12 protein-coding genes are annotated in these 12,460 nt (G+C 46.1%); 6 read left to right on the top strand and 6 right to left on the bottom strand.

Features of this window, described 5'->3' with window-relative positions; translation table 11 throughout:
• Positions 1-110: 110 nt before the first annotated feature.
• Positions 111-1,262: an RNA-guided endonuclease TnpB family protein gene (locus BGO59_RS23490; RefSeq protein ID WP_293687308.1), complete on the bottom strand. Its 1,152-nt coding sequence runs from the start codon at positions 1,260-1,262 to the stop codon at positions 111-113.
• A 51-nt stretch (positions 1,263-1,313) separates the two neighbouring features.
• Between BGO59_RS23490 and tnpA the strand changes: the two genes are divergently transcribed.
• On the top strand, positions 1,314-1,712 hold the full coding sequence (tnpA, locus tag BGO59_RS23485; protein ID WP_293687306.1) for an IS200/IS605 family transposase: 399 nt from the start codon (positions 1,314-1,316) through the stop codon (positions 1,710-1,712).
• 271 nt (positions 1,713-1,983) lie between these two features.
• Positions 1,984-3,201, top strand: coding sequence for a serine hydrolase (locus BGO59_RS23480; protein ID WP_293687304.1), 1,218 nt, complete (start codon positions 1,984-1,986; stop codon positions 3,199-3,201).
• A gap of 293 nt (positions 3,202-3,494) precedes the next feature.
• On the opposite strand, the gene BGO59_RS23475 is transcribed toward BGO59_RS23480, so the two are convergent.
• Both BGO59_RS23475 and BGO59_RS23470 read right to left on the bottom strand, forming a co-directional pair.
• Complete coding sequence (locus BGO59_RS23475) at positions 3,495-5,069, bottom strand: glycoside hydrolase family 43 protein (RefSeq protein ID WP_293687302.1); 1,575 nt, start codon at positions 5,067-5,069, stop codon at positions 3,495-3,497.
• 31 nt (positions 5,070-5,100) lie between these two features.
• Positions 5,101-5,991, bottom strand: a complete 891-nt coding sequence (locus BGO59_RS23470; RefSeq protein WP_293687300.1) for an AraC family transcriptional regulator — start codon at positions 5,989-5,991, stop codon at positions 5,101-5,103.
• A 214-nt stretch (positions 5,992-6,205) separates the two neighbouring features.
• On the opposite strand from BGO59_RS23470, the gene BGO59_RS23465 reads away from it, so the two are divergent.
• The gene (locus tag BGO59_RS23465) at positions 6,206-6,502 is read left to right on the top strand and encodes a hypothetical protein (protein WP_293687298.1); all 297 of its coding nucleotides are present in this window, start codon (positions 6,206-6,208) and stop codon (positions 6,500-6,502) included.
• 2 nt (positions 6,503-6,504) lie between these two features.
• Complete coding sequence (locus tag BGO59_RS23460; RefSeq protein ID WP_293687296.1) at positions 6,505-6,675, top strand: hypothetical protein; 171 nt, start codon at positions 6,505-6,507, stop codon at positions 6,673-6,675.
• A gap of 60 nt (positions 6,676-6,735) precedes the next feature.
• Here BGO59_RS23460 and BGO59_RS23455 read toward each other — a convergent pair whose 3' ends face one another.
• Positions 6,736-7,206 carry a DoxX family protein gene (locus BGO59_RS23455; RefSeq protein WP_293687294.1) on the bottom strand — a complete coding sequence of 157 codons (471 nt, stop codon included), beginning with the start codon at positions 7,204-7,206 and terminating at the stop codon, positions 6,736-6,738.
• A gap of 246 nt (positions 7,207-7,452) precedes the next feature.
• On the opposite strand from BGO59_RS23455, the gene BGO59_RS23450 reads away from it, so the two are divergent.
• The gene (locus tag BGO59_RS23450; protein WP_293687292.1) at positions 7,453-8,181 is read left to right on the top strand and encodes a DUF1080 domain-containing protein; all 729 of its coding nucleotides are present in this window, start codon (positions 7,453-7,455) and stop codon (positions 8,179-8,181) included.
• 218 nt (positions 8,182-8,399) lie between these two features.
• On the opposite strand, the gene BGO59_RS23445 is transcribed toward BGO59_RS23450, so the two are convergent.
• Positions 8,400-10,310, bottom strand: coding sequence for a putative Ig domain-containing protein (locus BGO59_RS23445; protein WP_293687290.1), 1,911 nt, complete (start codon positions 10,308-10,310; stop codon positions 8,400-8,402).
• A 143-nt stretch (positions 10,311-10,453) separates the two neighbouring features.
• Positions 10,454-10,615, bottom strand: a complete 162-nt coding sequence (locus BGO59_RS23440; RefSeq protein ID WP_293687288.1) for a hypothetical protein — start codon at positions 10,613-10,615, stop codon at positions 10,454-10,456.
• Positions 10,616-11,005: 390 nt separating this feature from the next.
• Between BGO59_RS23440 and BGO59_RS23435 the strand changes: the two genes are divergently transcribed.
• Entirely contained in the window at positions 11,006-12,391 is a 1,386-nt protein-coding gene (locus BGO59_RS23435; protein WP_293687285.1) for a hypothetical protein, read from the top strand.
• The last annotated feature ends 69 nt before the right edge of the window (positions 12,392-12,460 follow it).

Genomic DNA, 12,460 nt, shown 5'->3' with positions numbered 1-12,460 from the left:
TTGTCATTTAAAGACTTTTCATGTCCCACTATAAACTAACATTTATAGGTTACCCAAATCTCATTTTACAAACGTACGACCAACATCATACGTTTTTGACACTCTCCCGGCTAAAGCCCGGGAGATTCTTGGGCTACCACCGCAACCGGCGTGTATACTTCCCAAGCTGACACGGTATGCCCTACCGCCTTTTTCTTGATATTCTGGGCCGCATTCTGGTCACGGTCGTGGATATTGCCACAACTCGGACACGTCCACAACCTAACCGCAAGCGTTAGTTCGGTATTACGGTAGCCACACGCTGAACAGTCTTGCGAAGTATGCCGGGCAGACACTTTCTCAAACGTTCGACCATACCATTTCGCTTTATACTCAAGCATTTGGGTTAGGCTATACCAACCAGCATCCGAGATGGACTTTGCCAGATTGTGATTGGCTAACATATTTTGAATCTGCAACGATTCACAGGCAATCGCTTGGTTTTCACGAATGAGCCGAGTCGTTACTTTATGCTGAAAATCGTTCCGGGTATTGGCTACTTTCTGATGCTGACGCGCTAACTTTTTTACCGCTTTCTTCCTGTTAGCACTGCCCTTCTTTTTGCGGCTAACGCTTCGTTGTAGTCTCTTTAACTTTTTCTCCGCTTTGTAGAGATGTTTGGGGTTATCAATCGTTTCGCCGTCTGAAGTAACAAGAAGCGATTTGATACCTACATCAATACCAATGCTGTTCTGATTGATAGGTAGTGATTCAATGTCCGTTTCTACACACAGACACACATACCAACCGTCAGCACATTCACGAACCGTTGCCCGTTTTATTGTTCCCGTGCAATCTCGACTGTTGCGGTATTTTATCTTGCCGAATTTGGGCAACTGTACATGGGTATTGTTGATTTTAACGCCCTGTTTAAAGCTAAACGACTGATATTGACCCTTCCGGGCGAACTTTGGAAAGCCCTTGCCCGGCCGCCCGGCGGCCCGGTTAAAGAAACCATCAAACGCATTGAATACGCGGTCAGTGACTTCCTGCAACACTTGAGAATGCACACAGCCTAACCAGTCGGTATCTTTAGCAATGCTTGCTAACTCTTTCTGAATGTCGTTCTTGCCAATACTGATTTTATATTGCTCCCATAAGGTCTTTTTGTAGGACAACGACAGGTTATAGACGTATCGACACGCACCAAGCCATTGGCCTAATGCCCTCTGTTGGGACAAATTAGGGGCCAGTTTGTAACGGTATGTCTTGACCTGAATCATTAGGCGAATCTACAAAATAGATATATATTTGCCTAATAAATAATTATAAAAATGGCAGACAGATATTCTTATTCGTCGCACGTTGTCCACAATCTCAAGTATCATATTATTTGGTGTACCAAATACCGGCGCAAGGTGCTGATACCAGACATTGAAGTCAGGCTCAAAGAACTGATTATGGAAAAAGCGTTTGCGATGGGGTTGACGGTACATGAAATGGAAGTGATGCCAGACCATGTACATTTGTTTGTAGAGGCCCGGCCAATCGATAGCGTACACAACATTGCCGGACAAATCAAGGGCTATACAAGCCGAATACTCAGGCAGGAATATATCAGCCTTCGTACCAGATTGCCTACCTTGTGGACTCGTTCGTATTATGCTGAATCGGTTGGGCATATCTCAGAAGAAACCATCAAACGGTATATTCAGGACCAGAAAAACAATTAGCGGCTGTATCCCCCGGCTAAAGCCGGGAGCATTAGCCGCTTTTATATCGTAAAACCGGGCCTTTAATGAGTCGTTAGTACAGCTACCCAAGTATCATCCGTTAAAATTTGTTAAGCTCCGCTCAAGCCGACAACCCTTGGATTAGATTAGGCATCAGTAGAGTAGACCCACGCAAACAAGAGCGTTAGTGGGTAACTAAATGTTCGTTTGGCTACTTGGGAGCAACTCGCCGATTGTTGCTTGGTCAAAATGCCTGAAGCTGACTAGAACTATGAACGGATCAACCTCCAGTTTACCTAAAATTCTCTTTATCCTGCTCGTATTTGTTTCCGTTTTAGGACTAGCTACAAAAGCAACAGGACAGCACAAGTATTTGGACAGTTTAGACCGAGACTTAACGGCTCGTTTTGAACAATCAGCTATTCCCGGATGTGCGGTGACAATTCTAAATAGTAAGAGGATACTTTATCAAAAGTCGCTGGGGTATGCGGATATCAAAAACCAAAAACCGTTCGACTTGAACACCACCATCAACATTGCCTCCGTCAGTAAGGCGTTTATCTCGTTAGCCTTAATAAAAGCGATTCAACTGGGCTATTTTAATTTAGAATCGGATATCAACAAACTACTGCCATTTACCATTTATAACCCGTATTTTCCGGCTGAAACCATTCGTATTAAACACTTAGTCACTCATACTTCGGGAATTACTGATAATGACAGCGTTTATGCTAAGACCTATCGGTTCGTAATTACCGACCATACAGACGCATCTTCAATCGCACTCATCAAAGAAGCCGATTTGGGCGGTGACTTAACCGATACAACATTACATGAGTTTATGGTTAGCTATCTGTCCACCCAGGGAAACCTCTATTCTACCCGTAATTTCTTAAACCAAAAACCAGGAACATACTATAGCTACAGTAATATTGGCTCCGCCTTGGCAGCCTATTTAATTGAAACAAAGGCGAAGATGAGTTTTTCGGATTTTACGCATAAATACATTTTTGCGCCCTTAAAAATGAGCCAATCCGATTGGTTTATCAATCCTAAAACACTACGTAGCCGAGCTATACCCTACTATAATGCCGATCTGGCATTTCCTTTTTACACTTCAGTCACCTATCCTGACGGTGGACTGGTCACATCCGCTGGGGAATTAAGTCAGTTTGTGCAAGAAATGATTAAGTCTCTAAACAACTCATCCCGTATTTTACCGAAGAAAATGGTGCAAAGAATGGTAAGGCCTTTTTTCACGAACAGGGATAAAATTGGCAATTACGATGTAACTAAGTATAATAACGGGGTATTCTGGGAGCTTTACCCGGACGGTTTTATTGGTCACCCGGGTAGTGACCCAGGCGTTTCCAGTTTGATTGAATTCAACCATGAGGTTGGCATTGTGTTTCTGTGTAATGCATCTACTGATATGGCCGAATTTAAAAGCATCCTCAAGAAGTATGCCCTTAAATTGAGTGGCCACTAGTCGAGTAAATTCTTCAGCTTATTGAGCAATGCCACACACAGATTCTGGTGGAGTCAAAAACAAAAGAATTTGATGTCAGTACAACCAACTGATGAGTAAGCTATAGATGTATTTAGCCAGCCACTCTATTAAACGACAGTGAGCAGAAGAGACGTCTTACCTAGTTAAACTTCATCCAATCTCAGGAAAACGCTCTTTTGAAAGAACACCAAATAAATTCCTTCGGGGCATTTTGTATTTCGTCCTTGTCACAATATATACGGTGCTTTATAGTGTATAGAGATTGATCAATGTCAGGGATAGGTTAGCGATACAGTCCGAATCAGGCTGTGCGTATGCGGAGGCCCTGACACGCTGATACCGATACGGGGGGCACGGTCCCAACGGGGAAGAAAGGAGCCGTTGACGGGATTGGTCGTTATCTGTTGCGGCTTTCCACCGGAGGTTTGCCAGCTATAAGTATAATATTGCCCAACATGGCTGTGTACCTGCAAGGTAATGTCCGATTCCGATACGTTTTCGGTTAAGCGATGGTTTTTCAATACTTGTCGAACGCCGTCTTTCACCTGCCACAATTCGAGCGAATCGTTGCGAATGCCAAAACCTAGCGAATTGTTCGCATCGCCATACACACAAATGCTTTGCAGAATACCGGGCTGCGGAGTTATGTCGGCCGAAAACGTATACGTACCTTTTTGAATGACCAGCCCCAGAAAACTTCCCGTTGGGCTGGTCGATACGCTAGAAAGCTGTAGTTGACCAGCCTGAATCGTAGTCGGAGGTTCGGTCTGACTGACATCCCAAACCCAGGGAAGAGCAGCGCCTGGGTTGGTAAAGTGAACGGTTTGCGGAGAAATAGGTTTCTGGGAAGCGCCACCGAAGGCTTCGGCCTGTGCCGGAACGGTAGTACCATACCGAAAGGTGGGCCACTGCGTTTTGTCGTTCCAGACCAGCTCACTCAACACACCCTGACGACCGGTAAACGTAAAGTCTGTTCCGTTATACGCATGGTGCAGATAGACATACCGATTATCGGGCGTGGTCACTACCGTTCCATGGCCGGGGCATTTCCAGGTGTCGTCACTCACCAAAACCGGGTTGCCGGAAAATTTCTCCCAAGGGCCTCGCAGGTTCACCGCACGGGCCAGACCAACCTGATAGTTACAGCCAGTTCCGCAGCAGGTGTTCCCTGAATAGGTCATGTAGTAATACATACCCCGTTTGAAAATAGCCTGGCCTTCCATGCCGCCCGCTTCCCAACCCGAACGGTCAGCCGTTAATAAGGAAAAGTGCTGGCCGATTACTTTTAAGCCATCGGCCGATAATTCCGCGCCCAGCAATTCAATGGCTTTGCCCTTATCGAGGCCGTAGGCTTTCCAGGTTATATACGGTTTACCCTTATCTTCAATGATAAATGGGTCAATGGCTTCGCTTGTCCATTCCAGTAGCAGCCCATGATCGGTAAAGCCGCTTCGTAGGTTGCGGGCCGTAGCTACGCCTATAAACGAGTGCTTGTCCGACTTTCGGCGGGCTGTATAATAAACATAGTAAGTGCCCTGCCGATAGACAAGTTCGGGAGCCCAGAAACTGCCCATGGTCCAAGACGGGAGTTTATGAAAAACAGGGCCAACGTACGTCCAGTTGACCAGGTCTTTTGACGTATAGATTGGAAAAGCAGGCCCCCATTCCGACGAGGTGCCAACGGCATAATACGTATCCCCAACGCGAATGATGGATGGATCGGCAAAATCGCCCGGAATAACCGGATTGCGGTATGTAGTTGTTATTCCCGAAGGTTTTGTGGACTGAGCCAGACTGTGTACCGAAATCAGTAAACACAGCACGATTCGTACGAAAAGGGAGGGCATAGATAGGTTTAAAAAATGCAGCTTTGTTAGGTTAGGCAACTGCCATACGGCCTTTTTTCAAATACTGACGCTTGTATTCCAGGGGTGTCAGACCGGTAACTTTCTTGAAATGGCGGTAAAAATTCGACACGTTGTTGAAGCCGCAGTCAAAGCAGATGACTTCCGTCGGTATTTTATCGTCAATCAGTGCCCGGCAGGCATGACTGATGCGTATTTCAATCAGAAAATCGTAGTACGTTTTATTGGTCATCAGCTTAAAATAGCGACAAAACGAAGTGACACTCAGGTTGCTGATGGACGAAATTTCATCCAGGGTAATGTCTTTCCGGTAGTTAGTAAGCGTGTAGTTGCACACTTTGTTTAGGCGAAGCGTATCGGTTTCGTTCGATTGGTAAAAAGCAGCCTGACCATTCACAATCGGTTCGTATTCTTCGGTTTCAGCCAGTGTTTTCAGGATCGAAAACAAAATCAGAATCTTATCCAGATTCGTAGCATCGATGGCCTGCTGCATCAGTTCGGCCAGTTTGGTATTCGCTTTTCCATTGATGACCATACCACTTTTTGCCTTTTCAAAAAGCCGGGGCAGCAGGTAGGCCTCGGGAAGTTTCAGCAGATGCTCACCCAAGCAATTGGGCAAAAAGTGAATGACGATGATTTCAATATGTAGATCGGGATCGTTTTGAAAATACTCATCACTGCTTCGCCAGGTATGCGGTAAGTTTTCGCCGACCAGCACAATCTCCCCCGGTGAAAAGTTGCTGATCTTATCCCCAATAAACCGCACCCCTTCGCCCTTGATAATATAGTGTAGTTCGAGTTCAGGGTGGTAATGCCAGATGTTCTTGAAATGCGGTAAAACGTCGTGCCGAACCGTGTACGACGTTTCGAGGTTGGCCGTTACTTTTCGAAATAGAGGTTTCATGGCAAGAGAAGGCGCTTCATTACATAGGTTGGCGGGAACCTGATTACAAACCTAAACGAAATAATCCAAATTATTCACATTTTCTCTATGATAATTTCCTACAATAAATTGGCGAAAAAATACAGTTGTTACCCCTGGTCGTAGCCTATTTTTGTATCGTGTTATAGAAAAGTATTGTTTAACCGTGTTTTTGCCAGTTTCTACAGACTCTCTCATGAAGGATTTTGCTCAGCTAGGCAGTTGTCGAATGTTAGGTCAGCCAGCGTCGAAAAGCCTGTTTTTTGCACTACGTTCTGGGCTGCAAAATACCTTATTGGGCACCCTGATTGCCTTCTTAAGCGTGGGGTTGGCTGTAGGACAGGAGCAGACGAGCGAGGAAAAAGAAGCTGCCTATACACGTGTATTGAATGAACGGGCTGCTAAAATAGTGGCTTCGCTGGGCCTGACCGATGTGAACAAAACAGCCCATGTGCAGCAAACCATCGTGCAGCAATATCGCGACCTGGAATAGACATGGAAAAGCCAGCAAAGAATGGGAGGAACGCATTGCGAACCAGCGGTACGCTGCAACCCTTGTATGTCATCGACAATGTGGTTCGCTCGGGCGATGATTTCAACGCGCTTGACGTATCGGAAGAGGATCAGATACCGGTACTGAAAGATGCGGCTGCTGCCTTTGTATAAAATAGAAATGCCCGTAGCCAATCAGACTACGGGCATACATGCTTGAAAAATATATGGAGCTTAGGCTACCTGAGCAGGGTCGTTGCGTTGGAAATCGCGCTGAGTTGCCGCAGGATGCTGGAGTGCCAAAACTTTCCGTTTTTTGTGATAGGCATAATACGAACCAAAGCCCAGCGCCACAAAAATAAAAATCGGCGCCCACTGGACAAGCTCTTTACCGCTATTCGCGACGGAATACGTAGCCCCCAGCAAATCAAAGATGAGTCCGGCATACGCCCATTCTTTAAGCCTAGGAAAGCCCGGAACCAGAATCGCCACCACACCCAGCAACTTAGCCCAACCCAGAAACGGAATGATGTAGGTTGGATACCCCATTTCATGAAACCCCTGCACCGACATGGGATTGACCATGATGTTGGGAATGGCCGAGCCTGCCATTACAAATGCAAATAAACCAGTTAGTATCCAGTATAGGATATTCGTCTTTTTAAGGGCTTTCCGATTGGTAGTGTTAATCTGGATGTGTGTCATTTGTCGTTGTTGTTTGGTTGATTTGATAGATCAAATTTACCGCTTTTCGGGCTGATCAATGGGGGGTAAAAACGGCAATAAATGGGTCGTTTGCGGCATAATTTAGTCCGTAAAGTTTAGCCGCAAAATCATAATTCGATGGCCTGTTTCAGCTGGTATAGTAGGTTAGGTGGACGAGGTGAAAACGAGTGTGGAATGAGGAGTTTCGTCGGGCGATTGGCTTATGTAGATTCAATCCTAATCACTATGTTTTTGAAAAGATCTGTTTGCAGTTTGCTCCTGATGCTGGCTTTTGCTGGTGTGCAGGCCCAGTCGCTTAATACCTTGTCGGCACAGGAGAAAAAAGAGGGATGGAAGCTGCTTTTTGATGGCCAGGATCTCAAAGGCTGGCATAAATACAATGGTAAAGGTGTGCCGTCTTCCTGGAAAGTAGAACAGGGCGTTTTGCATCTGGATGTGCCCAAAACGGCAACTGGTACGGTTCGCGACGGTGGCGATTTAGTCACTGATGCTGTTATATCCGGCGATTTTGCCTTTAAGGCGGAGTATAAAATTGAGAAGTACACCAATAGTGGTTTCTTTTTCTTCGTCGAGGAAGCGCCTAAGAACGAGAAGATCTATAACACGGGTCTGGAGGTGCAGGTGGGCGATGATGTGTTGTATCAGAAAGCGGTAGAACATCCGCACAACTCCGGCGACCTCTTTGGCATCGCTGATGTCCGTATTCAGGAGCCTCAACCGCTAGGGACCTGGAATAAAGTGGAGGTGATGCTGAAAAAAAATAAACTGACCGTCACGATCAATGGGTATGTGGTGCAGGAACACGACCTGACCAGTGCCGACTGGAAAAAGCGGATGGCCGCCAGTAAGCTGAAAGATGCCCCTGTTGGCAAAGGCAAATACAGCGGACGCATTGGTCTTCAGGATTGGAATACGAGTGTCTGGTTCCGTAATATTAAGCTGAGAACGCTTTAGAGGATTCTGGTATTTTAAAGACAAATGTGCCGTTACCCCCGAAATCAATTATTTCGGGGGTAACGTTTATGCGTCAGCTTCAGAATAGACAACTGTCTCAAACTAATAATAGCCTGGAGCGAGATAGATTCTATTGCTACATTTCTCTCTCAATTAGTGCTTTATAACGTTAACCGTTTTTGTATTCATCAGGCATAACGATCTGTAGATAGTATAAACTAGTTCTTTAAAACTCTTATAACCTTTTGTTGATTGGCCGTACTGACCTGTAGGTAATACAATCCGGCTACCGATCCTATATGGATCCGTTGCTGTTCTACAAAACCAGCTTTGTTAAGTGAGTAATCGCTGAGTAGCGTGCCTTGAGCATTAAAACTACGTAACATTACAGGCTGGCCATCAGCTCCTCGAATCTCCAGTTCTATTTGTTCGGATGTTGTAGGGTTACTTAGCACTTTTACCTGTAAATAATCTCCCAAGTCGTTGAGCGACTGCTCACTTAAGCGTCCACCTTCAGGGCCACTCACCGTTATATAAAAACCACTATAGGCAGAGGCTCCTTCCGGGTCAGTAGCAGCTATGGTGACACCAGCTCGCGGAGTAGGGATTGTGGGCGTGCCCGAAATAACGCCTGTAGCCGGATTGATACTTAATCCGGTTGGAATGGTGTTAGAGGCCGAATACTGTAGTGTTGCCCCTTCTGGATCATTAAAAGCGTAAGCGGTTGCTATAGTTACCGATACACCTAAAGTTAATCGTATAGGAGAAGTTAGGCCGGTGCCGACTACATAAGGAGGCTCATTAACGTTAAAATAAAAGCCACTATATACTGTTGAACCTCCATCATCTGTAGCGCCAATCGTAATACCTGCTGTGCCCCCATTAACAGCTGTCCCTGAAATAATCCCTGTACTTGTGTTAAGGGTCAAGCCGGCAGGGAGGCTGCTGGAAGAATAAACCAAAGGCCTACCTTCAGGATCTGAAAATGCATAAGCAGTAGGAATTGAAACGGCTGTGCCTAGCGTAGTTGATTGTGGCGATTGTATACCACTGCCAACCACTATTGGGGGAAGGTTAACTGATGGATCTAAACCCGCTAATAGATAAAAGCCACTATATACTGTTGAACCTCCATCATCTGTAGCGCCAATCGTAATACCGAAGCGGCCCATGGTAGTAAGTGTACCGGATATAACGCCTGTAACAGTATTCAAGGTTAACCCTTGAGGTAGGCTACTGGACGAATACGTTAAGGCGTGTCCTTCCGGGTCAGTAAACGCATAGGCACTAGGAATTGAAAGGCCTTGACCAATGCTGACGGATTGGGGGGAAATCAATCCGCTTCCAACTACTCCCGGTGGTTCGTTGATAGATGGATTACCTTGAATATTTAAATAAAAACCTTGGTAAGATTCTTCTCCATATAAGTCGCGGGCTACTATAGTAACCCCAAACAAGCCCCGAGTGGTAGGCGTACCCGATATAACTCCTGTAATGTCGTTGATAGTTAATCCAGTGGGTAAGCTATAAGAGCTATATTTATTATAGGCAGGTAAATCTCCTCCATAAAATGCATAGGCTGTTGTAGTTGAAAAAGGTATTCCTACTGTAGCCGATTGTGGTGTCGCTATTACACTTTGCAAAGGGTTGCTAACAGTCATATAAAAGCCACTGTACGCAGTGGCTCCTGCATCGTCTACAGCACCTACTGTAATCCCTGCTTTATATGAAGGAGTTGTAGGAGTCCCCGAGATAACACCCGTAGCAGCATTAATACTTAATCCAGTCGGTAAAGGACTGGATATGTAGGTTAATGGATGCCCTTCGGGGTCATTAAATGCGTAGGCAGTAGCAATGGTAACGGCAACACCTACTGTAACTTTAATTGGAGAAGTTAGCCCTCCACTTACAACAACGGGAGGCATATTCTCGAGCACACCTATTTCACTTGATAGGCTAGCATCAGTAAGTGTATTCAGTAATATACTGTCTTCTTCGTTATGGATGTGTGTAGGGGTAGCACCTAAATAATAATGCCCCCCAAGAGTTAATAGAAAAAATAGGCTAATAAAAATGGTCGTGTTTGCCTTAAAAATTCGGAAGTAATAGCGTGGTATATTTGTTTTCATATGCTAATAGGTGTAAAAATTGTAACTAGAGCAATCCCAAAAGATTAACAATCTGAATATTTACCTATACGTACTCTAGGAAGTAAGTATTTTAATTATATATCATAGCCTTAACCGAATAGTTTCAGTTACTTCGAAGATTACTATCTGCCATCCATTGTCTTCAAGAGTTCGCTGGCTGCTATGCAGTTTTTAAACAGATCACGAATGATCTGGTGAGCCATCGTTGGACCCGCCAGTAGTCCACCATGTTCGGGTGAGTTCGATGGGGTGCTGATTAGCCAGCCAGTCTTCGGGTCTTTCACCCGAAAATCGACAAAAAAACGAGCGGCTTCTTTCTAAGAAAAGTGCAGGGAGCAGAAGACGGGTACGTTTCATAAGTAGAACAAAAATAAACCTACAAGCTCTCAAAGACCTTGTAGGTTCTTAGCAAATCATTCTACAATCTTGAATTAGTTGCGTTGCGGTCTGCTACTCGATTGAGGAACGTGTTCGCTAAACGTATGAGGTTGTGTCAATGATATTCAGGGGTTTAATGGGACAAGAGGGTCAGCTCATCTCGCAAACTAAAGCAAGCTGTCTACTTACCTAGGCTCCAAAAGCACCTCAGTGGGTAAACAAGGTGTCTAACACTTTTGCCAAAATGGAGTTTATCTCATCGTACTAATAACTAATCATATTACCAGATTGTAAAAATGAGAACCACGTATTTATCAATTTTGATAGCCCTTCTGCTGGGGCTCGTGACGGTGATCTCGTGCAAAAAAACAGACACTGACTTAACGCCCAGTTCGGCGTCAATTTCTGGCCTTACCTGCGGATCAGCCACGTTTTCTGCCTCTGCCGTTAGCGGTACTTCTTACACCGCTACCGCTACGGTGCCCTATAGGGGTGGCAATGGGGCCTCTTATGCCACGGGCAGTGCCATCGCATCAAGCGGTGTGACAGGTCTGAATGCGACCTTAGTATCAGGTAATCTGGCCAATGGGGATGGAAGTATCGTCTATACTATCACCGGAACACCATCGGGAACTGGCACGGCCAATTTTGCGCTCAATTTTGGTGGGCAGACCTGCACACTGTCTCTACCCGTCACTGCACCCGGTTCGACTACTGTATCACCAGCTGTTTCTGGCCTTACCTGCGGATCAGCCACGTTTTCTGCTACTGCCGTTAGCGGCACTTCTTATACTGCGACCGTTACGGTGCCCTATACAGGTGGCAATGGAGGATCGTATGCCGCGGGCACTGCCATCGCATCAAGCGGTGTGACAGGCCTGAATGCAACCTTACTATCAGGCAATCTGGCCAAAGGGGATGGGAGTATTGTCTATAACATCACGGGAACGCCATCAGCAGCGGGTACGGCCAATTTTGCTATCAATTTTGGCGGACAGACCTGTACGGTGTCTCTACCCGTCGCTTCACCCGGTTCGACTACCGTATCACCAGCGGTTTCTGGCCTTACCTGCGGATCAGCCGTATTTTCGGCTTCTGCCGTTAGCGGCACTTCTTACACCGCTACCGCTACGGTGCCCTATACAAGTGGCAATGGAGGAGCGTATGCCGCAGGCACTGCCATCGCATCAAGCGGTGTGACAGGCCTGAATGCGACCTTGGTATCAGGTAAACTGGCCAGTGGTGATGGAAGTATCGTCTATAACATCACGGGAACGCCATCAGCCGCGGGTACGGCCAATTTCGCTATCAGTTTTGGCGGACAGACCTGTACGGTGTCTCTACCTGTCACTTCACCCGGTTCGACTACCGTATCACCAGCGGTTTCTGGTCTTACTTGCGGATCAGCCGTGCTTTCTGCTTCTGCCGTTAGTGGTACAGCTTATACCGCGACCGCTACGGTGCCCTATATAGGTGGCAATGGAGGATCGTATGCCGCGGGCACTGCTATCGCATCGACTGGTGTGACAGGCCTGAATGCAACTTTGGTATCAGGTAGTCTGGCTAAAGGGGATGGGACTATTGTCTATACCATCACTGGAACACCATCAGCAGCGGGTACGGCCAATTTTGCGCTCAGTTTTGGCGGGCAGACCTGTACACTGTCTATAACCGTCAAGTAACGGGGTTATGGTTAATTAAAGCAGGGCTGTTGCTTTTTAAAGCCTTCAGCCCTGCTTTAATCATTATAC

The sequence above is a fragment of the Spirosoma sp. 48-14 genome, from assembly GCF_001898575.1.
Classification (GTDB): Bacteria; Bacteroidota; Bacteroidia; order Cytophagales; family Spirosomataceae; genus Spirosoma.
This window is presented reverse-complemented; position numbering and strand designations above follow the sequence as displayed.